We start from the raw sequence: 21,866 nt of genomic DNA on the forward strand, positions 1-21,866 counted from the left end.
CGCGTTCGCGGTCGGCATGGCCCAGGCCGCCCTGGACGCGGCGGTCGCCCACGCCGCCGCCCGGGAGGCGTTCGGCCGGCCCCTGCGCGAGTTCCAGGCCGTCGCCCACCGCCTGGCCGACATGGCCACGGCGACGGCCGCCGCCCGCCTCCTCGTCCACGACGCCGCCCAGGCCGTCGACGCCGGCGACCCGGACGTCACCACCCGGTCGGCCATGGCCAAGCTGCTCGCCACCGAGACGGCCCAGCGGGTGGTGGACGACGCCGTGCAGCTCCACGGGGCGGCCGGGCTGGAGCGGGGCCACCTGCTGGAGCGCCTGTACCGGGAGGTGCGGGGGCCGAGGATCTACGAGGGAGCGAGCGAGGTGCAGCGCACCGTGATCGCGAGGGGGTTGTACCGGTGAGCGACCGACCGTCGTCCAGCTTCGGCGAGGAGGGCGGCCGGCTCAGCTACGGCAGCTACCTCGCGCTCACCGAGCTGCTGGCCGCCCAGCGGACGCTCACCGACGCGCCCGACGAGCTGCTGTTCATCGTCGTCCACCAGGCCTACGAGCTGTGGTTCAAGGTGCTGCTGTGCGAGCTGGAGCGGGCGAGGGACGCCGTCGCCGACGACGACCTGCTCGCCGCCCGCCACCACTTCCGGCGGATCAAGGCGGTCGAGCGGCTGCTGCTCGAGCAGGTCGACGTGATCGAGACGATGGCGCCCGGCGACTTCCTGAAGTTCCGCTCCGAGCTGGCGCCGGCCAGCGGGTTCCAGTCGGTGCAGTTCCGGGAGATCGAGTACGTGTCCGGCCTGAAGGACGACGGCGCCGTGCTCAGCCGGCTGGCGTCCACCCCGGAGGAGCGGGCCAGGCTCGAGCGGCGCCGGTCCGAGCCGACCCTGTGGGACGCGTTCTGCGGCCTGCTGGAGCGGCGGGGGTCGCCGCCGCTCGCCGAGGTCGTCGCCGGGCACCGCTCCAACGCCGACCTGTTCGAGGTGGCCGAGGCGCTGATCGACCACGACGAGGCCATCCTGCTCTGGCGCTTCCGCCACGTCGCCATGGTCGAGCGCCAGATCGGCACGAAGATCGGCACGGGCGGCTCCACCGGGGCCGCCTACCTGAAGGCGACCCTGGAGAAGCGCTTCTACCCCGAGCTCTGGCAGGTCAGGGCCGAGCTGTAGCGGCCCCCGCGCTCACCCGCCTCCCGCGCCGGGGATCGGCTCGGCGTCGACCATGACGTCGGACTGCTGGTGCGGCGGGTTGTTGCCGGGCTCGTTGCGCTCGCCGAAGCGGGCGTCGGTCCAGGCCGGGAAGGCGGTCCGGGCGTTGACGTCGAGGCCGTTGTAGTCGCCGATGAACGTGCCCAGCCGGAAGGCGAAGTCCGGGTTCCAGGACACCTCGCTCACCCGCCGCGTGCTGTACGTCGCCCCGGCGTCGGTCGATACCGACAGCGAGGTGTCGATGCGGAGCGGGCCGTTGTAGCGGCGGTCGAAGTAGGTGACGACCACGGTGCCCTCCGGCGAGACGGCCAGCCACGGGAACCACTGGTCGTCCTCCGAGGTGCCCGTGAGGTTGCGGGCCGGCGACCAGGTGGCGCCGCCGTCCCTGGACGTCGTCACGAACACGTCGGTGTTCGTGTCGGTGGGCGAGCCGTTGCGGTTGTCGGCCCAGGTCAGGTACAGGTCGCCGTTGCGGGGGTCGAGGTCGATGTTCCCGTTGGCGTTGACCCTGGCGCACATGAGGTCGAGCGTCTGGCTGCCGAAGCAGGTCGGGTAGGTGTCGGCGCCGTCGACCACGCGGGTGGCGAGCACCGGGCGGGACCACGTCTGGCCGCCGTCGTCGGAGTGGGTGACGAGGTAGCGGTTGAACACCGTGGACGGCGTATTGAAGTTCTCGAAGGCGACGTAGACCCGGCCGGTGCGGGGGTCCGTCACCGGGATGGCGAACTGGCTCTCGTCGCACTGGCCGTCGGCGTCGCCGAACTGGAACTCGCAGAACGGGGCCCGGCCGTTGATCTCCATGCCGGGGCTCCAGCTGCGGCCCTCGTCGTCGGACATCGACAGGTAGATCGGCGCGTCGTTGAAGCCGAGGCCGCCCTCGCCGAAGTCGAAGCGGGTCCACACGACGTAGAGGCGGTCGGCGCCGACGTGGTCGGGGTTGGTCCCGGGCAGCAGCTCGACGCCCTCGGGACGGGGACCGGCGGCGATCCACTCCTTGTCGTGGAAGATCCGGCAGTCCTCGGGGCCGCCGTTGTGGGCCACGATCCCGTCCCCGACGACGAGGCCGGTGCCGGCCGACTCGCCGCCGACCGGGGCGCTCCACGTGACGCCCTTGTCGTAGGACCGGCTGACGGCGACGTAGGAGTCGCAGTCGGCCCGGCCGAAGGAGATCACCGCTGAATAGGCCACGCCGGCCCGGTCGAAGGCGATGGCCGGGTCGCCGGTGCCGAGCATGCGCCGGTCCGGGGTGATGACCTGGGGGATGAACCGGCTGAGGGAGAACGTGCGGCCCTCGTCGAAGGAGGCGTAGAGCCCCATCACGCTGTCGACCACGTGCTCGTAGTCGTTCGCCCCGACGAGCACGTTCGACGGGTCGGTCGGGTTCACGGCCGCCGCCGTCTCGTTCTGCGGGAAGCCCTCGCCGCTGCCGTACTGGTCGTCGGTGTCCCGCTTGTTGTCGCCGTTGGCCTGGACGTCGTCGGACGCCCGGGGCGCCGACGCCGCGCCGGCGGGGACGGCCCGCCCGGTGAGGGTGGCGAGCGACGGGTCGGCCGCGCCGGACAGGCGGGGACGGCCCGGTCCCGGCTGGTAGCCGAAGCGGCCCGCGGGCGAGGCCTCCGAGACCGTCGGGGCGACGACCACGAGGCCCCCCACGACGAGCGCGATCGCTGCGGACAGGGCACGGACTCGCATGGCGGCCCTCCTAGGGTCGCTCCGGACCGTACGCCCGCCGGCCCCCGCTGTCGAGGGGTGGCAGGCTGGCCCGGTGAAGCTGCTGGCCGTGGAGCTGCGGCGGGTGGAGCTGCCGCTCGTCACCCCGTTCCGCACCTCGTTCGGCACCCAGACGGTGCGGCGGGCGCTGCTCGTGCGGGTCGAGGGCGACGGCGCCGAGGGCTGGGGCGAGTGCGTCGCCATGGAGGAGCCGGCCTACTCGCCGGAGTTCCTCGACGGCGCGGCCGACGTGACCCGCCGGTTCCTGCTGCCGTCGCTGTTCGCGACGGGCGACGTCACCGCCGCCAGGGTCGCCCTGGCGCTCGCCTGGGTGAAGGGCCACCCGATGGCCAAGGCGGCGGTGGAGGCCGCCGTCCTCGACGCCGAGCTGCGGGCCTCCGGGACCTCGCTGGCCTCGTTCCTCGGCGGCGTGCGCGACGCCGTCCCCGCCGGGGTCTCGGTCGGCATCCACCCGTCGGTCCCCGAGCTCCTCGACGCCGTCGCCGGCTACCTCGACGACGGCTACCGGCGGATCAAGCTGAAGATCGAGCCGGGGTGGGACGTCGAGCCGGTGCGGGCCGTGCGGGAGCGCTTCGGCGACGACGTCCTCCTCCAGGTCGACGCCAACACCGCCTACACGCTCGCCGACGCCCCCCACCTCGCCCGCCTCGACCCGTTCGGGCTGCTGCTGATCGAGCAGCCCCTGCCCGAGGACGACGTGCGGGGCCACGCCGCGCTGGCCGCCCGCATCCGCACGCCGGTGTGCCTGGACGAGTCGATCACCTCGGCTCGGGCGGCCGCCGACGCCATCGCCCTCGGCGCCTGCTCGATCGTCAACGTGAAGCCGGGGCGGGTGGGCGGCTACCTCGAGGCCCGCCGGGTGCACGACGTCTGCGCCGCCAACGGCGTCCCCGTCTGGTGCGGCGGGATGCTCGAGACGGGGATCGGGCGGGCGGCCAACGTCGCCCTCGCCGCCCTGCCCGGGTTCGTGCTGCCCGGCGACGTCTCGGCCTCCCGCCGGTACTACGAGGTCGACGTCACCCCGCCGTTCGAGCTGGTGGACGGGTGCCTCGCCGTGCCGGCCGGGCCGGGGATCGGGGTCGACCCCCTCCCCGACGTGCTCGACGAGGTGACGGAGGAGCGCGAGGTCGTCCGACCCCCCGCCTAGCATCGCCCGCCGTGCCTCGCCCGGTCCTCGCCTGCCTCGTCGCGCTCGGCCTCGTGGCCGCCGCCTGCTCCGGCTCCGGCTCCGGGTCGGGCGACGGCGGCGGGCGCGGCGGGGCCGCCTCGTCCTCGACGACGGCGACGACGACGGGCGCGGTCACCGTCGCCGACGTGGCCGTCGAGGAGGGCCCGCACTCGACCCTGTCGGCCGTGCTCACGTTCACGACGTCGGTCGCCACCCTTCCGGTCGTCGCCGTGCGGGGCGGCGGGCGGTCGTGGGTGGTGCCGACCAGGGGCGCGTCCGACGAGCACGAGATCCCCCTCGTCGGGCTCCGGGCCGAGACCGAGTACGAGGTGACGGTGGGCGGGCTCGGGGTCGAGGAGCCGGCCGTCGCCACGTTCACCACCGGCGCCCTGCCCGAGGGGATGCCCCGGTTCGAGGTGGTGCGGTCGGACCCGTCCCGGATGGCGCCGGGGGTGACGATGTTCGACGCCATCCCCCTCGGCGGGCCCGACCCGGCGACCACGCCGGCGGCCGACGCCCCCGACGCCGGCTGGGTGCTCGCCGTCGACGCCGAGGGCGAGGTCGTCTGGTACTACCGGGCGCCCCAGCCCATCGGCGACGTCCGCCAGCTGGAGGACGGCCACCTGCTGCTCGAGTACGACAACCTGGGCGCGAGGGAGATCGACGTGCTCGGCACCACCGTGCGGGAGTGGGCCGGGTCCCTCGTGCGGGGCCGGCTGGCCGAGGACCGCTACGGGCGGCGGATCATCGGCGACGACGCCATCCCCGTCGAGACCGACAGCATCCACCACGAGGTCGGCCCGCTGCCGGGAGGGAACCTCCTCGCCCTGTCGACCGAGCTGCTCGACGTGCCGTTCCCGGCGCCCCGCTGCGGCGAGGACCCGGCCACCTTCCCCGGCCGGTACCAGCTGGTGAGCGACGTGGTCGTCGAGTTCGACCCCGACACCGGCGAGGTGGTGGGGGAGTGGCCGCTCGGCGACCTGCTCGACCCGGTGGCCGACCCGGCGCAGGCGGCCGTCTGCTCGTTCACGTCGCCGACCATTGTCCCGACGTTCATGTACGCCTCGATGGGCGACGTGAAGGACTGGAGCCACGCCAACTCGGTCGTGCTCGACGAGGGGCGGGACGCGCTGCTCGTCTCCGTGCGGCACCTGGACGCGGTGATCGCCGTCGACCGGGCGACCGGCGAGCTGCGCTGGCGCCTCGGGCCGGGCGGGACGCTGCGGATGGAGGGGGACGGGCGCTGGCCGTACCACCAGCACGCCATCCACGTGCTCGACGACGGCGACCTGTTGCTCTACGACAACGGGAACGGCCGGCCGGTCCCGCCGGGCACGCCGCCCCAGAGCCGGGCCGTGCGCTACGAGGTCGACGAGGAGGCCGGGACCGTGCGGCAGGTGTGGGAGTACCCGTCGGTGCTCGACGGGCAGCCGGCGTTCGCGTTCTTCGTCGGCGACGCCGACCCGCTGCCGAACGGGAACGTCCTGATCGACGACGGCGGCCTCAGCAGCGAGACGACCGAGGTCAGCGCCCGCCTGCTCGAGGTCGACCCGGCCGACGGCCCGAGCGGCGGCGACCCGGTGTGGGAGCTGCGGCTGTACGACGACGCCCCCGACTGGGCCGTCTACCGGGCCGAGCGCCTGGCGTCCCTGTACGGCCCCTGATCGGAGCGGCACGGCCCGGCCGGTCGGCTACGCTGGCCGCTCCGGGCCGTTGGCGCAGTTGGTTAGCGCACTTGCATGACGCGCAAGGGGTCGGGGGTTCGAGTCCCTCACGGCCCACCGGAACGCCGCAGGTGAAGCGCTGTGCGGCCGGGCGCCGTTCGGTGGCATCGCGCAGGGGACCCAAGCGGAGGCGGCTTTCGGCTCCCTGGCCACCCTGGCGGAGGTCGACATGGCCCGGCGACCCGTGGTCCGGTGGAACGAAGGCGAGCAGCGGTGGAGTGCGCGCGGGAGCCGCTCTGGAGTTGGTTGCCCCGCTCCCGCCTCTCAGGACGGGTGCGCACCCTCGATGCCGCCATGGTGACCCCGTGGCTGGCGTCGAGGCGCGCCGGCGAAGCGCACCCGATGATCGATCGGCGCACCCGGACGCGGCGGATCCTCACGCCGTCGCCCACCGAGTCCTCTAGTCCGAGGGCGACGTCGCCGAGAGCGGATTGCAGACCAGCGGCGGCCCGGAGATCTGCGTCGGCGACGAAGTCGTTGCCCGCCGCCCAGCGCGAGACCTACACCCCGACGGGGCCGCGCGCCTATGTGCGCAACCGCTCACGGGGGACGACGTTGTGGGGTCGCGTTCCACTCGATCGCGGTGGTGTGCGCCAAGCTGTTACTTCGATAGGGTGAAGCCGCTCAACTCCGGAGAGCGGCCCGAATCCGGCGACCCGCTAGTCGGCGGCGGGGGCCCACTCGTAGGCCCCGGCCGCGTGCGCGAGGAGCCGCAAGTCCTTGTCGTCCACGTCAGTTCCACGCGGCCGCTATACAAGGGCACCGTCGGTCCACGGTAGTGCGGGTCCTGGGCGGCTCGGGGTTGCCGCGTTCAGGTGTGCATGGTGCCTGTGGCGTTCGTCAGTTCGGGATGAGGAACGCTTGCTCGTAGCCGTCGGCCTTGAGGTCTTCGTAGGTCTGGGTGTCGGGGAGCCGGTCCCATACGTGCCCGAGCAGCAACGAGAACGCTCCCGGCGCCGCGAGGAACAGGTGCACGGCGGGCGGGCGTAACGACGCGGTGAGCCGGCGAACCTCGTCACGGACGGCGAGCGCGGTGGCCCATGCGTGATCGGCGCCGGTCAGGGCGTGCGAGCCGATGCCGGCGGCGAGGTTGAGGCGGAGGAGTCCGGCGGACGGCACATGGGCGGCGAGGTAAGCGGCGGCGGCGTCGCCCGGGTCGGCGGAGATGGCGACGGCGAGGGCGAGCGGCTCGCCCGGCACCGGATCACGCAGCGGCGTTGGCGTCAGCGTGGGTAGAGCTGGCGGGGTGCGGTCGGTGGACCACAGTTCGCCGGTCTGGACGGTGGCGACGTGGTAGCCGCGGGTCCGCGCGAGCTGCGCGCCAACGGCGAACCACACCGGCAGCCGCGCCTGCCCGCGAACGAGCACCCGCTTGGTGTGCAGGGCTCGCTCGGCCGCGGCGAGCTCGTCCCGCAAGACCGTGTTCCACTCCTGGGGTCGGTGCAGGCCGCGGCGGGTGCGGGCCTCGTCACCGACGAAGCGGTCGACCCAGTCGAGCACGGCCGCGGCGTCGCTGGTGTCTGCCTCGGTGTCCAGCGCCTGGACCACGAGCACTTCCCAGGGGTCGGCGAGCCGGAGCCCGAGCCGGTCCACCGCGGCATTGACGTCGGCGACCGTCTTCTCCGCCCGCGAGGTCTTCACCCACTCCCGGACCTCGGCGAGACCGAGCCGCACGGCGGCTTCGGTGGCCTGCAGGCCGAGGCTGATGCTGAGGTGCTGGATGTGCTCGATCCACGCCGCTTCGGACGCGTCGGTGCGCAGGCGCACGCAGTCGAGGAAGGCGCAGGTCGCCTCCTCGGAGACGCCGAGGTGGTCGGCAAGCTCAACCCGGGCGGCGACGGTGCGTCGGTCGCTCGCGCGCCGGAGCCGGTCTGCGACCCGGTCGCGGCGGTCGCGGAGGACGAGGATCGGGTCATTGGGGTCGATCGACCGGTTCGTGATGAGTTGCAGCTCTGGTGTGCGACCTGCCGCGGCGGCCTGCCCGTAGAAGTAGTGGAAGCGCCCGAGGATGCTGGGGCCGCCGCTCGCGGTCGGACTGGTGAGCCATCCGATCGAGGCCGGCTCGATGGCGGCGACGGCGGCCTTCACCTGCAGGTACTCGTCGGGGGGTGCCGCGTGCCGGACGACCACGTCGTCGACGTTGCCTGCCTTCGCGGCCTCCACGGCGATGGCGGTGATGCCGGAGCGGGGCTGCACCGCCCGCAGCGCGTGGTACCAGGCAATCGCGTGCTGCGTGTCGTCCCCGGTGAGGCGCGCCCCGCTGGCGCTCGGAGGCGGCGTCGCGCTCGCCAGCGACATCAGGAGCGGTCGCCGAACGGCTTGGTCGGCGCGTGCCGGGCGACCTGCTCCAGGACGACGGCGGCGGTGAGCGGCCGGTCGGGGTACGCGGCCAGGATCGCCGCCGGCACCAGCCGGTTCACGATGTCGGAGTGGGCGTAGCCGTACGGCCGGTCGGTGGTCGGCCCGGTGGCGGCGACGAGCTTTTTGATGTCGGCCGGGGTGAACCTTGCCTCGGCAAACAGCTCAGTGAGCATCGCGTGCCGCTGGGCGTCGTCGGGCCGGCCGAACGGGAACGACGCAGCAGCGCGGCGGCGCACCGCTGGGTCGATGTCGTCGGCACGGTTGGTGCACAGCACGACGATGATGCCGAGCTTGCGCTCGTTCGTGAGCGCGTCGATGCCGCGGATGAGCGCGTTCACCCCGGCGCGGTCCTCGTGGTGCATCTGGCCGGCCTCGCGGGACTGCGCGATGGCGTCGGCCTCGTCGACGACGAGCACGGTCGGGCGGTTGGTGCGGTGCTTGCGCGCCTCACCGAGCACGAAGTCGAACGCGGCGCCGAGCAGCCGCGTCATCTCCCCGACGGCGCCGCTGCCTCGCGCGCGCAGGCTGAGCCGGTGCACCTTGACCGAGACGCGGTGCCGCCGGGCGATGTCGCTGGCGAACGTCTCCGCCAGCGTCGTCTTGCCGCTGCCGACGTCGCCCTCGAACACGAACAGCGGTGCCCGGTCCTCCATGCGGCGCACCGCGGTGAGGACGGTGCCGTGGTGGTCCTTGCTCCACTGCTCGATGAGCGCCGGCTGCAGGATCAGCTCGGCTTCCTTGGCCAGCCTGGCCTTGGTGTCGTCGAGGCCCATCAGCTGGTGGTAGCGGCGGTCGGCGTCCGGGTCAGGGAGATCGAGGTCCTCCTCGAACAGGTCGGCGGGGTTGGTCATGCCACGAACATCCGGCGGGACGCCCCGCTGCCGTCGACGGAGAAGGTGCGGTCGCTGGCGTAGCGGCCGGCGGCGTAGCCGGCCTCGTCGCTCGGCGTGCGGTCGAAGGGCAGCAGCCGGCGGACCTCGTCGCGCTCGCCCGGGCTCAGCCGGTCCCACGCCGACGAGAAGTAGAGGTAGCTACCGAACGCGGCGCCGTCGCGGCTGAAGGTGTGCCGCACGCCGCCGGCCCGGTCGTCACCGACCAGGGTGCCGTCGTAGCGGAACGTGTACTCGAGCGTGAGCACCCAGATGCCGTTGCGCTGGAACCCGTACTTCACCCGGTCGACCAGGCCGCGGGAGGACAGGACGACGAGCTCTTCGTGGTACGCATCGATCCTGGCGTCCGACGGCTCGCCGTACCAGCGCTGGAACTGCCGCAGGTCCGTCTGGACCTTCGACGCAACGTACTTCGCCTTCGACGTCGTGAACGTCTGCGTGCTGGTGGTCGTGTAGGTACTCATTCGTCTCCTAGCCCTTGAACGATGTTCCGAACACGACCTGCCAGCACTGCACGGCCTGCGCCTTCGTGGTCGCGAATCTGGCCTCGGTGACGGCGTCGAGCGCCTCCTCGGCGGCGACGACGATGCGCTTTCGGTCGGTGTCCGTGTAGCGCTTCGCCACGTTGTTGGCGGCGTTCACCGGGTCGAGGATCTCGATCGGCGCGTCGCCGCGCGCGGGGATCTGCGATGCCGGCGTGAAGTCGGTGAACGCGATCTGTTCCCGCAGCTCGGTGCGGACGACGTACTCGAAAAAGGCGTCGAGCGCGGCGGCGTGGTTGGTGAACGACACGCCGGCGTCCAGCAGGTGCGCGGCGATCAGCTCGCCCATGAACGACTTGAACTTGAAGTCCGGGTCGGCGTTCTTGTGCTGCTTCGCCCACCACTTCACGAACCGGATGACCTGCGCCCAGTCGTCGGGGCAGCGCTTCTTGCGGCTGCGGACGAACTCCAGGTGCAGCGACACGCTGGTGAGCAGCCGCTCGCCGCTGTCCTTGGACACGAGGAACCCGCAGTCGTTGTCCGCTCCCTCGTACAGGACCGGCACGACGTCCACCATCGTGCCGGTGCCCTTGAACGTGATGGTGGCGCAGTGCGGGCCCAGTTGTACCTGGTCGGGGTCGATCAGCCCCCTGTAGGCGTCGCGGAGCCGCTCGACCATCCACGACACCAGCTGGTCATCGCCGACCGGAGCGTCGTCCTTCTTCACGTACACGGCGACGTCGAAGTCGTTCACCGTGCGCAACGCGGTGCCCTTCGCGACCGAGCCCGCGTGGCGCATCTTCACCAGGGAGAAGCCCGGCTCCTCGTCGATCTTCTTTTCCAGCCGCTTGCGCAAGGTGTTGACCTGCTCGCGCTTCTCCGCGGCCACCGACGGGGGCAGGTTCACCTTGTTCTCGGCGAACGCGGCGAGGTCGTCGGCGGTGACCTTCTCGTCGGGCATTGGCGTTCGTCTCCCTGTCCCGGTTGCTGCGGTGCCGCGTGACCCCCGATGGTCGGTCGGCCGGTGCGAGAGCCCGCGGTGGTTCGACCCGAGATTACCAGGGACGTCAGCGATAGCAACAGAGGTACATCGCCAGTGACACGGACATGTCGTCGACCATGCTGGCCACCTCCCGTGTCCGTGTCGTTGACGCGGAGTGATGGGGCGGTCACAATGTGGTTCGTGCCGGACCTTGAGCTTCAGCCCGAGTACCGACAGATCGGCGAGGCGCTGCGCCGGCTGCGACGGGAACGCGACCTGTCGCAGGAGTCGGTTGCGTCGTCGTGCGGCATGAGCCGGTCGGCGCTCGCCAACATCGAGGCCGGGCAGCAGCGGCTCGCGGTCCATCACCTCCTTGCTTTGGCCCGGGTGCTCGGGGTCGACGCCGCGTCGCTGCTGCCGGACGCAGGTGCCCGGAGCCTGCAGCCGCTGGATCGGGAGCTGGTCGATAAGGGCGTGCCGGAGGCTGCGGCGCGGGCCGTCGCCAGGATGATGGGCGAGTACGAAGGAGACGAGATTGCCGCGAGTACCAGGCAAAGTCGAGCGGGCCGCACGCCAGCTGCTCGACGCGGCCGGCGTGACCAAGCCGCCGGTTCCGGTTGAGAAGCTCGTAGCCGCCGAGGGCATTCGCCTGGCGTTCGACTCGATCGGGGGGCAGGACGTCTCGGGGATGCTCTATCGCCGCGGCGCGGTCACCGTCATGGTGGTCAACCAGGACCATCATCGGCACCGGCAGCGCTTCACCATCGCGCACGAGCTCGGCCACCACCGCCTGCATGACGCTGACGCGTACCTCGACGGGACGGCAACGCTGCGCTTCCGCGACGGGACCTCGGCGGCCGGCACGGATCGCGAGGAACGTGAGGCCAACAGCTTCGGCGCCGCTCTCCTGATGCCCGCCGACTGGGTCCGTGACAACTTCATGAGCCTGGTCACGGCCCGCCGCGGCGTCGATGAGGACACCGCGGTTGCCCGGCTGGCGCATCAGTTCGACGTTAGCGAGCAGGCGATGCGGTTCCGTCTCGTCAACTTGGGGCTCATTGACCCGACGTGAATCGCCCACCCGCGCCTCTACGGGCGTGCGCCGACGAGCACGACTGGGCGGCCATGGACGCTGCCATGCTCGAGACGATCTCGTCGTTCCCGGCCGAGACCGAGGGCACCGGCAACGAGACGCTGGAGCCGACCGTGCTCCCCGACGGCACCAAGCAGTTGGAGCTGACCGCGGCGGTCACACCGTGGGAGGTGGAGCCCGGCCGGGTCGTGGACGCGTGGACGTACAACGGCACCGTCCCCGGCCCGATGGTGCACGTGGAGGACGGCGACCGGGTCCGGGTCGTGTTCCACAACGACCTCCCGGTCATGAGCGACATCCACTTCCACGGCGTCGACGTGCCGAACTCGATGGACGGCGTCGCCCCGATCACCCAGGACCCCGTCCTTCCCGGCGAGTCCTTCACCTACGAGTTCACCGCGGAGGGCCCCGCCGTCGCCAGGTACCACGCGCACGCCCACGGCGAGATGGCCGTGCCCAACGGGCTGTTCGCCGTGTTCCTCGTGGGCGAGCTGCCGCTGCCGCTGCCGGCGGGCGCGACCGTCGACCAGGAGATCCCCATGGTCCTCAACGACGCCGGGGTGATCGGCCTGTCCCTCAACGGCAAGAGCTTCCCTGCGACCGCACCGATCGCCGCTCGGGCCGGCGACTGGGTGCTCATCCACTACTTCAACGAGGGCCTCCAGGTGCACCCCATGCACCTGCACCAGTTCGACCAGCTGGTGGTGGCCAAGGACGGGTTCCCCCTCGACCAGCCCTACTACGCCGACACCGTGCTCGTCGGCCCGGGCGAGCGCTACAGCGTCCTCGTCCACCTCGACGACCCCGGCACCTGGGTGTGGCACTGCCACATCCTCAACCACGTCGAGCGGGATACCGGGATGTTCGGCATGGTCACGGCCATCGTCGTCGAGTAGCGCGGGCTGGCGGAGTGCTCAGTCGCTGGGCGTGACGGCCTGGAACAGGACGGCGACGTGGTGGGCCGCAGCGGTGAGCGCCGCCTGGTCGGCGGGCGACAGGCCGAGGGACCGGGCGTAGCCGGGGGGGTTGGCGACGAGGGTGCCGACGAAGTCCAGGCGTTGGCCGGGCGAGATCTCGACGGGGGACTCGCCGGTGCCCTCGAGGGCGACCCAGATCCGCCGGTCGGGGCCCGAGCCGACCCAGAACCCCTCGTCGGCGGGGACGCCGAGGACCTGCACGCCCGACGCCTCCACCCGGTGACCGGCGAACGCCGCCAGCTCGTCGGGGGCCAGGTCGAGGAGCGTGCGGTCGTCGACGGTGAGCGCAGCCGTGTCGGCGGTCGGCGTGGTCGTCGCCCGGGACGGCTCGGTGGGCCCGGGCTCGGCCGGTTCGGTGGACGTGGCGGTGGCCACCGGGGCAGGGGGCGGCGTCTCGGGCGGTCGGGCGGCGACGACGGCGGCGGCGGTGACGGCGACGGCGACGGCCGTCGCTCCTGTCGCGGTGGCCGCCGGGTGGGCCCTGGCCTTGGCGACGAGGCGGCGGGCGCCCATGGCGGCGACGGCGAAGGGGAGGAGGGCGGTCAGGGCCCGGCGACGTTCGGCGAGGGGCGGGGCGAGCGACGCGCACGTCGGGCACGAGAGGAGGTGGTCGCCGGCGGCGAGGGTCCGCTGCCGGCGGCGGTCGCCGGCCGAGATGGCGACGAGCACGGGCCGGCAGGCGTCGCCGGGCAGGTCCACGCGTCGCAGCGCGATGAGGTACTCGACGCGGAGGCGGGCGCGAGCCCGGGCCAGGCGGGCTGCCGTCGCCCCCGGGGTGGTGGCCGTCGTCGCGGCCAGGGCGTCGAGTCGGGCGCCGTGCACCTCGTGGGCGACGAGGGCGGCGCGGTCGGCCGGTGGGAGGTGGTCGAGGGCGTCCTCGACGGCGTCGCGCTCCTCGGCGTCGAGCAGGAGGTCCTCGGGCTCGGCCGGCGGGACGCGGTCGAGCATGCGGGGAAGGTGGCGCTCGAGCCGCTCGCGGCGCCTGGCCGCCTCGATGACGACCGTCCGGGCGACGGTCGCCGCGTACGGGGCGAGGGCACCGCCGTTCAGGCGCTCGCGGGCCGTCGCCAGGCGGACGAAGGCCTCCTGGACGAGGTCGTCGACCGCCGCCTCGTCGCGGACCCTGCGCCGGACGATTCCCCTGACGAGGGGCTCGAGCGCCTCCACCTCGCCGTCGGTGAGCTGGCGCGTCATGGCGCGCCCTCTGGCGCGTTCCTCTTCGTGACCGGCGACGACGGCTTCACCGCTCGGTGTCCGGCCGTCAATTCGACGCGCCGTGATACATCAATAGTGGCGCCGGAAATCTGGAAATGAGCACGGCTCGCTGCCGCCGGAATGGGGTACGGAAGACCGGTCGTTCGCCGCACAAGGGGTTGCGTCATGACCGCAGTTCTCGCCGACATCGAGTTCAGCCAGGGCATCGAGGATGCCTGGTCGGACATCGCCGCGTTCGTCCCGAAGTTCGTCGGCTTCCTGGTCATACTCGTCATCGGTTACTTCGTCGCCAAGATCATCGCCCGAGTGGTCGACAAGGTGCTCGAGGGGGTCGGGTTCGACCGTGCGATCGAGCGCGGCGGCATCGGCCGGGCGCTCGAGAGCTCGAAGTACGACGCCAGTGACGTCGTCGGGAAGCTCGTCTTCTACACCCTCTTTCTCTTCGTGCTCCAGATGGCGTTCGGGGTCTTCGGCACGAACCCCGTCAGCGACCTGCTCGCGTCGGTCATCGCGTACCTGCCCAAGGTGTTCGCCGCCATCCTCATCGTGGTCGTCGTCTCGGCGATCGCGGCCGCCGTCCGTGAGCTGCTCGAGGCGACCATGGGCGGCCTGTCCTACGGGCGGGCCCTGGCGAACGGCGTCGCCGTGGCGATCATCGTCGTCGGCGTCTTCGCGGCGCTCAACCAGCTCCAGATCGCCCCGGCCATCGTGACCGGGCTGTTCTACGCCCTGCTGGCCATCGTGGTCGGCGTCACCGTCGTCGCCGTCGGCGGCGGCGGCATCTGGGCCATGCGCGACCGGTGGCAGCGGGCCCTGAGCCGTCTCGACCAGGAGCTGCCCGTCGTCCGCCAGCAGACGCGCGCGACCCGCAGCGTCGACCTCCGCCAGCCGCCGGCCGCCGGCACCGGCACCGCCGGAGCCACCACGGCGAGGACCACCCGCTGAGCCTGTCCCCCCGGAACCCCGACGGAACGAGCACCGTGACCACCACACCCAGCAGCGACGCGACCGCGTGGGTCGGCCGCACCCTCGTCGACCGCGACGGCGGGAAGATCGGCACCGTCGAGGACGTGTACCTCGACGACCCCAGCGGGCAGCCGGAGTGGCTCGCCGTCAAGACGGGGCTCTTCGGCGGCGACCTCAGCTTCGTCCCGATCTCGGGGGCGACGACCGCCGGCGACGACGTGCGCGTCCCGTACGAGGCCTCCCTCGTCAAGGACGCGCCCAACGCCGCCGCCGACGGCCACCTCAGCCCCGAGGAGGAGCGCCGGTTGTACGACCACTACGGCCGCGACTTCGGCGACTGGTCCTACGACCGGTCCGGGACGACCACGGGGTACGACACCAGCGGGCCGACCACCGACGACGCCATGACCCGATCCGAGGAGGAGGTCGCCGTCGGCACCCAGCGGGTCGAGGCCGGCCGGGCCCGGCTGCGGAAGCACGTCGTCACCGAGAACGTCACGACGACGGTCCCCGTCGAGCGCGAGGTGGCCCGCCTCGAGCGGGAACCGATCACCGACGCCAACGTCGCCGCCGCCACGAGCGGCCCCGACATCACCGAGGCCGAGCACGAGGTCGTGCTCACCGAGGAGCAGCCGGTGGTCGAGAAGCAGGTCGTGCCCAAGGAACGGGTGCGGCTCGCGACCGACACCGTCACCGAGGAGCAGCAGGTCAGCGCCGACGTGCGCAAGGAGCGCATAGAGGCGGAGGGCGACGTCCCGGGTCGCTGACCCGGGCGCACGACGAGCCACGAGAGCACGAGAGGAGCACCATGGACGAGCGGTCGGTCGGCGACGACCGGGCCCACGACCTGCCGTCGGCGGCGGCCGACGTCCGCAGCGGAGGGATCCGCGTGCGGCGGGCCGGCGACGACGTCGGCATCGAGGAGGCGAGGCGGCACTTCGGCGGCCTCGACCCGCTCGCCACCGTCGCCGGCCTGCTGGCCGCGCTCGGGACGATGGTGCTCCTCGGTGGCCTCGCCGGCGCCGCCGGCACCGTCGGCTACCAGCTCGGCGAGGCCGACGAGGGCGACCTCTCCCTCGGCGGGCTGGTCGCCGGCATCGTGGTCCTCCTCGTCGCCTTCTTCGTCGGCGGGTGGGTGGCCGGCCGGGTGGCGAGGTACGACGGTGGTCGCAACGGGCTGGTGACGGCGCTGCTGTTCGTGCTGCTGGCAGCGGGCCTCGCCGCCCTCGGCGCGTGGCTCGGCGAGAAGTACGACGTCCTGGCGAACGTGGACCTCCCGCAGTGGTTCTCGGGCGACCGGACCGGCATCGCCGCCATCGTCAGCGCGGTCGCCGGCGCGGTCGCCGCGCTCGCCGCCGGCTGGTTCGGCGGCAAGCTCGGCGAGCGGTACCACCGCCATGCCGACGCCCTCGTCGCCCGCACCCGCGAGGGCGGCGTCGGCGGGCTCGGCGACGACCGTCGCCTGATCGTCAGGAGGCCGTGATGACCGCCCACCACGAGGATCGCGACGTCGCCGAGGTCGTCCGCTCCGAGGAGGAGCTCGCGGCCGGGACGACCCGCGAGGAGGCCGGCCGGATCCGGGCCCGCAAGGTCGTCGAGTCCGAACCGGTCGAGGAGGTCGTCGCCGTCGGCATCGAGCACGCCGACGTCGAGCGCACGGCGGCGCCCGCCGGCGACAGCGGGCTCGTCGAGACGTTGCCCGACGGGTCGGTCTCCATCCCGGTGTTCGAGGAGCAGCTCGTCGTCGAGAAGCGCCTCGTCGTCCGAGAGCGGATCATCATCCGCAAGCACACGGTCACCGAGGACCGCGTCGTCACCGCCGAGCTGCGCAAGGAACGGGTCGAGGTCGACGCCGACGACGCCGTCGCCGACCGCATCGTCGACGACCGCCAGCCGTAGAGCGCCGCCCTCGAGCCGGCGCGTCGAGCCAGCCGGCCCGGCTCGGCCTCCAGTGACCGACGACGACCATCTGCGACCATCTGCTCGGGTAGGTCCCGCCATCGTGCGCCCGACGGCCGACCGCGGGTCCGGGATGCGGTCTACCGTCGAGCCATGTTGAACTGTGGCGGCTGCGGCAAGCCGATCGAGCGGAACCCGATCATCATCTCGCGACCGTGGGACGGATGGTCTTCGGCCGCGTGCTCGATCGAGTGCGGGGCCAAGGTCGTTCAGGAGCGGACGGTTACGTCGGGCGGCGGCCCGCGACCTGGAGATTGATGGCCAATCGGCTCGACGCTGTACTCCACGGAGTGGTGCGTCGGCCGACGCGGTCTCGCCGGGCGCCCTTCCAGACTGCCGAAGCATCGGTGACCACTCGCTACTGCTAGTGCCACGCCGCGCATGACGAGCGGCGCAGTGGACCGCCCCGGCGCGACTCTCGACACGCTCGGCCAGCAGCGCTCACACCGAGAACCGGAAGCCCGTCAGAGGAGGGCGGCGGCGAAGCGGGCGCGGTGGGCGGTCCACCAGCGGCGGCGGCGGGCGTACTTCTCGCTGCCGCCGGTCTGGTTCCACAGGGCGATCGCGGTCGGGTCGGCGGCGGCGGCGAGCATGCGGCGGGTGGCGCTCTCGATGCGGTCGAGGGCGTCGTCGATCGCCGCCAGCAGCTCGGCCCGGCCGTCGCCGTCGAGCCCGTAGGCGTCGGCGACGAGCCGGAGGCGGGCCGGCCGGTCGGCGGGCCGCCAGCCGAGCCTCGCCCGGTCGACGGCGTCGTCGATCGGCACCCACAGGCGGGCGAGGTGGGCCAGGTCGTACACGGGGCGGCCGGGGGCGGCGAACTCGAAGTCGAGCAGGGCGACGGCGACGCCGTCCCGGAACACGACGTTCGACGGCTCCACGTCGTTGTGGCCCACGAGCGTCCCGCCGGCCGGGTCGGCCAGCGCGCCGTTCCACGTGCGGCCCCGGGGGTCGAACCCGCGGGCGGCGTCGTGGAGGCCCCGCAGCAGCCGGGCGACCGACGCCATCGCGGCGTCGGACTGGCTCCACGCCGGGTAGGGCGGCACGGGCACGTCGCCGTCGACGAACACGAGGCGCTCGCGGCCGTCCTCGTCGATGCCGACCGGCGACGGGACACCCTCGAACCCGGCCTCCCGCACCGCCCGCAGGAAGGCGTGGACCGACGCCGAGTGCGGGCCGGAGGGGCGCAGGACGTGCGGGCCGACGCGGACGACCCGGCCGGCGTTGGCGATCCCGCCCTCGAGCCGCTGCTCCACCTCGGCCATCCCGGCCACCTTGGCAGAGGCGACGTGCCGGCGCCGGTCCACGCTCCCGGGGGATGATCCCGGCATCGTGGGATCCGTGGGAACGACTCCGCTGCTGGCGACGAAGCTGCACGCACCGCGGCGGCGGCGCGAGCTGGTCTCCCGGTCGCGGGTGAGCGACCGGCTGGGCCGGGGGAGCGAGGCGGCGCTCACCGTGGTGTCGGCGCCCGCCGGGTTCGGCAAGTCGACGGCGGTGACCGAGTGGCTGGCGACCGAGGCGGCGGCGGGCCGGGCGACCGCGTGGCTGTCGCTCGACGAGGGCGACGACGATCCCACGCTGTTCTGGTCCTACGTCGTCGCCGCGCTGCAGACCGCCGTCCCCGGGGTCGGCGCCGACGCCCTCCCGCTGCTCGAGTCGGGCCGGCCGGCGGTGGACACCTTCCTCCCGACCCTGCTCAACGACCTCGCAGCGGTCCCGGTCGACGTCGTCCTCGTGCTCGACGACCACCACGTGATCCGGGCGCCCGAGGTGCACGAGGCGATGGCCTTTCTCGTCGCGCACCTGCCGCCCCGTGTGCACCTCGTGCTCGTCGGCCGGGCCGACCCGCCGTTGCCACTGGCCCGGCTGCGGGCGCGCGGCGAGGTGGTCGAGCTGCGGGCCGCCGACCTGCGGTTCACGGCGGACGAGGCGGCGACGTACCTCCGCGGATCGATGGGGCTCGACCTGGCCGCCGGCGACGTCGACGCGCTGGCCGCCCGCACCGAGGGGTGGATCGCCGCGCTCCAGCTCGCCGCGCTGTCGATGCAGGGGCGAGACGACGCCGCCCGGTTCGTGGCCAGCTTCGCCGGCGACGACCGCTTCGTCGTCGACTACCTCGCCGAGGAGGTCCTCGAGCGCCAGCCCGACGACGTCCGGCGCTTCCTCCTGGACACGGCCGTCCTCCACCGGCTGACCGGTCCCCTGTGCGACGCCGTCACCGGGGGGCGAGGCGGCCGGGCCATGCTCGAGCGGCTGGACCGGGCCAACCTGTTCATCGTCCCGCTCGACGACCGCCGTCGCTGGTACCGCTACCACCACCTCTTCGCCGACGTTCTCCGCGCCCGGCTGCTCGACGAGGACCCCGACCGCGTCCGCCGGCTGCACCGCCGGGCCAGCGCCTGGTTCGCCGACGACGGCGACCGGGCCGAGGCGATCGCGCACGCCATGGCCGGCGACGACCCGGAGGGCGCGGCGCGGCTGATCGAGCTGGCCGCACCGGCGCTGCGCCAGGCCCGGCAGGAAGCCACCCTCTGCCGCTGGCTCGAGGCGCTGCCACCGGGCCTGTTCCCGGACCGCCCCGTCCTGAGCGCCGCCTTCGCCGGCGCGCGCATGGCGACCGGCGACGTCACCGGCGCGGCGCCGCTGCTGGACATCGCGCAACGGTGGGTCGAGGGCCGGGCCGACGGGTCGCCGATCGTCGCCGACCGGGACGAGCTGGCCCGGCTGCCGGCTCAGGTGGCGATGTACCGCGCCGGGTCGGCGCTCGTCGCCGGCGACGTGGCCGGCACGATGGCCCACGCCGAGCGGATCGTCGAGCTGGCCGATCCGTCGGAGCACGTGCTGCTGGGCGCGGCCACGGCGCTGACCGGCCTGGCCCACTGGCGGGTCGGCGACCTGGAAGCGGCGAGGGCGCGGTACGCGGAGGCCGTCGGTCACTTCACCGAGGCGGGGTTCGTCCCCGACGTCCTCGGGTGCTCGCTGGCGCTCGGCGACATCCAGGTGGCGCAGGGTCGCCTCGACGCCGCGAGGGCGACGTTCGAAGCCGGCCTGGAGCAGGCGCGCGACCGGCCGGGGCTCCGGGGCAGCGCCGACCTGCACGTCGGCCTGAGCGAGCTGTTCCTCGAGCGGGGCGACCTCGACGGGGCGGCCCGGCACGTCCAGGTGGCCAGGGAGCTCGGCCGGGCCGCCGGGCTCCCGCAGCACGAGTACCGCTGGCGGGTGGCCACGGCCCGCCTGCTCGCCGCGAGGGGCGACCTCGACGGCGCGCTCGTGCTCCTCGACGAGGCCGAGCGGGTGTACGACACCGACTTCTCGCCGTCGGTCCGGCCCGTCCCCGCGCTGCGGGCCCGGCTCCACCTCGCCAGGGGCGACCTCGCCGCCGCCCGGCGGTGGGCGAGCGACCGGGGGCTCACCGCCGACGACGAGCTCGACTACCTCCACGAGTTCGAGCACGTCACGCTCGCCCGCACCCTGCTGGCCGCCGGCGACGCCCGCTCGACCGACGGCGCCGCCGGCCTGCTCGACCGGCTGCTCGCGGAGGCGGAGCGAGGTGGGCGGGGGAGCGTGGTCGAGATCCTCGTGCTGCGGTCGCTCGCCCACCACGCCAGGGGCGACGGCGCCGCGGCCGCGGCCTCGCTGGAGCAGGCGCTCGCCCGCGCCGCGCCCGAGGGCCACGTCCGCGTGTTCCTCGACGAGGGCCCGACGATGACCGCGCTGCTGCGGGGCGCGTCGCTGCACGGCGTCGCCCGGGACCACGCCCGCCGGGTCCTCGCCGCCGGCTCGGGCGGACCGGCGGCGCCGTCGCGCCCGGCGCTGGTCGAGGAGCTCAGCGGTCGCGAGCTCGACGTCCTCCGGCTGCTGCGCAGCGACCTGAGCGGGCCGGACATCGCCAGGGAGCTGCTCGTGTCGCTGAACACGCTGCGGACCCACACCAGGCGCATCTACGCCAAGCTCGGCGTGAACAGCCGGCGGGAGGCGGTCCGGCGGGCCGCCGAGCTCGGGCTGTAGGGAGCACGATCACCACACCGATCACCAGATGAGGTGATGTGCGGTCACCAGGTCCGTCCGTACGGTCCGGACGTGACCGCAGACGACCGCACACCCGACGGCGCTCCGGCTGCGGACCACGACGGCGTCCCCCGGTACGAGATCCACGTCGCGGGACGTCTCGGGCCCCGCTGGTCGGCCTGGTTCGACGGGCTGAGCCTCACCAGCGAGCCGGACGGCACCACCGTCCTCCGCGGGCCCGTCGTCGACCAGGCGGCGCTGCACGGCCTGCTCCAGAAGCTGCGCGACGTCGGCATCCCCCTGGTCTCCCTCGCCCAGCTCCCGCCCGACGCACCACGAAGGGAACCGACATGACCACCACCACCACCCGACGCCCGATGTCCCGCACGAGGAAGCTGGCGCTCGGCGCCGGCCTGTTCTACCTGGCCACGTTCGTCTTCTCGATCCCGGCGCTCGGCTTCTACGACGGCGTCCTGAACGACGCCGGCTTCGTCCACGGCGCGGGCGGCGACGGCGGCGTCCTGTGGGGCGGCCTCTTCGAGGTGCTCACCGGGCTGACGGGCATCGGCACCGCCGTCATGCTCTACCCGGTCATCAGGCGGCACGGCCAGACCGGTGCGATCGGCTTCGTCGCCTCCCGCACGCTCGAGGCGGCCACGATCTTCGTCGGCGTCGTCGCCCTCCTCGCCGTCCACACCCTCCGCCAGGACCTTGCGGGGACCGACGCGGCCGGCCTCTCCACGGTGGCGGACGCGCTGGTCGCCGTCCACAACTGGACGTTCCTGTTCGGGCCCGGCGTCATGGCCGTGGTGAACGCGCTGTGCCTCGCCACCGTGCTGTACCGGTCGCGGCTCGTGCCCCGCATCATCCCGACCATCGGGCTCGTCGGCGCCCCGATCCTCGCCGCCTCCTCCACGGCGACGCTGTTCGGCGCCTGGGACCAGATCTCCGGGCCGGCGGTGCTCTTCGCCCTGCCCATCGCCACCTGGGAGCTCTCCCTCGGCGTCTGGCTGACCGTGAAGGGCGTGCGGCCCACGTCGGTCGACGACACCGCCGCCGTCGTGGCCACGCCCGTCCCGGCCTTCGCCTGACCATGGCCGGCGACCGCCC

At 73.4% G+C, this 21,866-nt stretch carries 21 protein-coding genes and 1 tRNA gene; 15 read left to right on the forward strand and 7 right to left on the reverse strand.

Annotated features, from left to right (window positions below; genetic code table 11):
* Nucleotides 1–403: acyl-CoA dehydrogenase family protein (locus tag VGB14_03460; protein HEX9991964.1), on the forward strand; the 403-nt coding region annotated here is incomplete at its 5' end.
* Nucleotides 400–1,161, forward strand: a complete 762-nt coding sequence (locus tag VGB14_03465) for a tryptophan 2,3-dioxygenase family protein (GenBank protein HEX9991965.1) — start codon at nucleotides 400–402, stop codon at nucleotides 1,159–1,161. The genes VGB14_03460 and VGB14_03465, both read left to right, overlap by 4 nt.
* 12 nt (nucleotides 1,162–1,173) lie before the next feature.
* On the opposite strand, the gene VGB14_03470 is transcribed toward VGB14_03465, so the two are convergent.
* Nucleotides 1,174–2,892, reverse strand: a complete 1,719-nt coding sequence (locus tag VGB14_03470; GenBank protein HEX9991966.1) for a sialidase family protein — start codon at nucleotides 2,890–2,892, stop codon at nucleotides 1,174–1,176.
* Nucleotides 2,893–2,965: 73 nt separating this feature from the next.
* Here VGB14_03470 and menC point away from each other — a divergent pair, with 73 nt between their 5' ends.
* The 3 genes from menC (at nucleotide 2,966) to VGB14_03485 (ending at nucleotide 5,880) form a co-directional block, all read left to right on the forward strand.
* Nucleotides 2,966–4,078, forward strand: coding sequence for an o-succinylbenzoate synthase (gene menC / locus VGB14_03475; GenBank protein HEX9991967.1), 1,113 nt, complete (start codon nucleotides 2,966–2,968; stop codon nucleotides 4,076–4,078).
* Nucleotides 4,079–4,089: 11 nt separating this feature from the next.
* Entirely contained in the window at nucleotides 4,090–5,763 is a 1,674-nt protein-coding gene (locus VGB14_03480) for an aryl-sulfate sulfotransferase (protein HEX9991968.1), read from the forward strand.
* A gap of 43 nt (nucleotides 5,764–5,806) precedes the next feature.
* Nucleotides 5,807–5,880: transfer RNA gene (locus tag VGB14_03485), tRNA-Val, on the forward strand.
* 783 nt (nucleotides 5,881–6,663) lie between these two features.
* Here the strand turns inward: VGB14_03485 and VGB14_03490 are convergent.
* The 4 genes from VGB14_03490 to VGB14_03505 all read right to left on the reverse strand — a co-directional run bounded on the left by VGB14_03490 (nucleotide 6,664) and on the right by VGB14_03505 (nucleotide 10,517).
* Nucleotides 6,664–8,121, reverse strand: a complete 1,458-nt coding sequence (locus VGB14_03490; GenBank protein HEX9991969.1) for an SAVED domain-containing protein — start codon at nucleotides 8,119–8,121, stop codon at nucleotides 6,664–6,666.
* Nucleotides 8,121–8,957 (reverse strand): ATP-binding protein, encoded by an 837-nt coding sequence (locus VGB14_03495; protein ID HEX9991970.1) that lies wholly within the window; start codon nucleotides 8,955–8,957, stop codon nucleotides 8,121–8,123. The genes VGB14_03490 and VGB14_03495 overlap by 1 nt, the downstream gene beginning before the upstream one ends.
* A gap of 74 nt (nucleotides 8,958–9,031) precedes the next feature.
* Entirely contained in the window at nucleotides 9,032–9,538 is a 507-nt protein-coding gene (locus tag VGB14_03500) for a hypothetical protein (protein HEX9991971.1), read from the reverse strand.
* Nucleotides 9,539–9,545: 7 nt separating this feature from the next.
* A complete protein-coding gene (locus VGB14_03505; protein ID HEX9991972.1) occupies nucleotides 9,546–10,517 on the reverse strand; it encodes a CBASS oligonucleotide cyclase in 972 nt (323 codons plus the stop codon).
* Nucleotides 10,518–10,739: 222 nt separating this feature from the next.
* Here VGB14_03505 and VGB14_03510 point away from each other — a divergent pair, with 222 nt between their 5' ends.
* Genes VGB14_03510 through VGB14_03520 form a run of 3 tightly spaced genes read left to right on the forward strand, consistent with a single transcriptional unit; the run spans nucleotide 10,740 to nucleotide 12,527 of the window.
* Nucleotides 10,740–11,159 (forward strand): helix-turn-helix transcriptional regulator, encoded by a 420-nt coding sequence (locus VGB14_03510; protein HEX9991973.1) that lies wholly within the window; start codon nucleotides 10,740–10,742, stop codon nucleotides 11,157–11,159.
* Nucleotides 11,134–11,610, forward strand: a complete 477-nt coding sequence (locus VGB14_03515) for an ImmA/IrrE family metallo-endopeptidase (protein ID HEX9991974.1) — start codon at nucleotides 11,134–11,136, stop codon at nucleotides 11,608–11,610. Before VGB14_03510 ends, VGB14_03515 begins: the two co-directional genes overlap by 26 nt.
* Before the next feature lie 53 nt (nucleotides 11,611–11,663).
* Nucleotides 11,664–12,527, forward strand: coding sequence for a multicopper oxidase domain-containing protein (locus VGB14_03520; GenBank protein HEX9991975.1), 864 nt, complete (start codon nucleotides 11,664–11,666; stop codon nucleotides 12,525–12,527).
* Nucleotides 12,528–12,545: 18 nt separating this feature from the next.
* Here VGB14_03520 and VGB14_03525 read toward each other — a convergent pair whose 3' ends face one another.
* Nucleotides 12,546–13,802 carry a sigma-70 family RNA polymerase sigma factor gene (locus VGB14_03525; protein HEX9991976.1) on the reverse strand — a complete coding sequence of 419 codons (1,257 nt, stop codon included), beginning with the start codon at nucleotides 13,800–13,802 and terminating at the stop codon, nucleotides 12,546–12,548.
* Between the two features lie 186 nt (nucleotides 13,803–13,988).
* Here VGB14_03525 and VGB14_03530 point away from each other — a divergent pair, with 186 nt between their 5' ends.
* The 4 genes from VGB14_03530 to VGB14_03545 are packed head-to-tail and all read left to right on the forward strand — an operon-like array spanning nucleotide 13,989 to nucleotide 16,688.
* Complete coding sequence (locus tag VGB14_03530; protein HEX9991977.1) at nucleotides 13,989–14,768, forward strand: hypothetical protein; 780 nt, start codon at nucleotides 13,989–13,991, stop codon at nucleotides 14,766–14,768.
* 35 nt (nucleotides 14,769–14,803) lie between these two features.
* Nucleotides 14,804–15,556, forward strand: a complete 753-nt coding sequence (locus tag VGB14_03535; protein HEX9991978.1) for a PRC and DUF2382 domain-containing protein — start codon at nucleotides 14,804–14,806, stop codon at nucleotides 15,554–15,556.
* Between the two features lie 41 nt (nucleotides 15,557–15,597).
* Nucleotides 15,598–16,272 carry a hypothetical protein gene (locus VGB14_03540; protein ID HEX9991979.1) on the forward strand — a complete coding sequence of 225 codons (675 nt, stop codon included), beginning with the start codon at nucleotides 15,598–15,600 and terminating at the stop codon, nucleotides 16,270–16,272.
* A complete protein-coding gene (locus VGB14_03545) occupies nucleotides 16,272–16,688 on the forward strand; it encodes a DUF2382 domain-containing protein (protein HEX9991980.1) in 417 nt (138 codons plus the stop codon). Before VGB14_03540 ends, VGB14_03545 begins: the two co-directional genes overlap by 1 nt.
* Nucleotides 16,689–17,212: 524 nt before the next feature.
* Here the strand turns inward: VGB14_03545 and VGB14_03550 are convergent.
* The gene (locus tag VGB14_03550; GenBank protein ID HEX9991981.1) at nucleotides 17,213–18,052 is read right to left on the reverse strand and encodes a phosphotransferase; all 840 of its coding nucleotides are present in this window, start codon (nucleotides 18,050–18,052) and stop codon (nucleotides 17,213–17,215) included.
* 34 nt (nucleotides 18,053–18,086) lie between these two features.
* On the opposite strand from VGB14_03550, the gene VGB14_03555 reads away from it, so the two are divergent.
* The 3 genes from VGB14_03555 to VGB14_03565 all read left to right on the forward strand — a co-directional run bounded on the left by VGB14_03555 (nucleotide 18,087) and on the right by VGB14_03565 (nucleotide 21,847).
* Nucleotides 18,087–20,756 carry a LuxR C-terminal-related transcriptional regulator gene (locus VGB14_03555; protein HEX9991982.1) on the forward strand — a complete coding sequence of 890 codons (2,670 nt, stop codon included), beginning with the start codon at nucleotides 18,087–18,089 and terminating at the stop codon, nucleotides 20,754–20,756.
* A gap of 72 nt (nucleotides 20,757–20,828) precedes the next feature.
* Nucleotides 20,829–21,110, forward strand: a complete 282-nt coding sequence (locus tag VGB14_03560) for a hypothetical protein (protein HEX9991983.1) — start codon at nucleotides 20,829–20,831, stop codon at nucleotides 21,108–21,110.
* A complete protein-coding gene (locus tag VGB14_03565) occupies nucleotides 21,107–21,847 on the forward strand; it encodes a DUF4386 domain-containing protein (GenBank protein HEX9991984.1) in 741 nt (246 codons plus the stop codon). The genes VGB14_03560 and VGB14_03565 overlap by 4 nt, the downstream gene beginning before the upstream one ends.
* Nucleotides 21,848–21,866 lie beyond the last annotated feature (19 nt).

This window comes from Acidimicrobiales bacterium (genome assembly GCA_036399815.1).
In the GTDB taxonomy this organism is placed as follows: domain Bacteria; phylum Actinomycetota; class Acidimicrobiia; order Acidimicrobiales; family DASWMK01; genus DASWMK01.

Coding starts and splice junctions, on each gene's coding strand:
- VGB14_03470 (HEX9991966.1), bottom strand. CDS start 2,892: ATGCGAGTCCGTGCCCTGTCCGCAGCGATCGCGCTCGTCGTGGGGGGC.
- VGB14_03490 (HEX9991969.1), bottom strand. CDS start 8,121: ATGTCGCTGGCGAGCGCGACGCCGCCTCCGAGCGCCAGCGGGGCGCGC.
- VGB14_03495 (HEX9991970.1), bottom strand. CDS start 8,957: ATGGGCCTCGACGACACCAAGGCCAGGCTGGCCAAGGAAGCCGAGCTG.
- VGB14_03500 (HEX9991971.1), bottom strand. CDS start 9,538: ATGAGTACCTACACGACCACCAGCACGCAGACGTTCACGACGTCGAAG.
- VGB14_03505 (HEX9991972.1), bottom strand. CDS start 10,517: ATGCCCGACGAGAAGGTCACCGCCGACGACCTCGCCGCGTTCGCCGAG.
- VGB14_03520 (HEX9991975.1), top strand. CDS start 11,664: ATGGACGCTGCCATGCTCGAGACGATCTCGTCGTTCCCGGCCGAGACC.
- VGB14_03525 (HEX9991976.1), bottom strand. CDS start 13,802: ATGACGCGCCAGCTCACCGACGGCGAGGTGGAGGCGCTCGAGCCCCTC.
- VGB14_03530 (HEX9991977.1), top strand. CDS start 13,989: ATGACCGCAGTTCTCGCCGACATCGAGTTCAGCCAGGGCATCGAGGAT.
- VGB14_03540 (HEX9991979.1), top strand. CDS start 15,598: ATGGACGAGCGGTCGGTCGGCGACGACCGGGCCCACGACCTGCCGTCG.
- VGB14_03545 (HEX9991980.1), top strand. CDS start 16,272: ATGACCGCCCACCACGAGGATCGCGACGTCGCCGAGGTCGTCCGCTCC.
- VGB14_03565 (HEX9991984.1), top strand. CDS start 21,107: ATGACCACCACCACCACCCGACGCCCGATGTCCCGCACGAGGAAGCTG.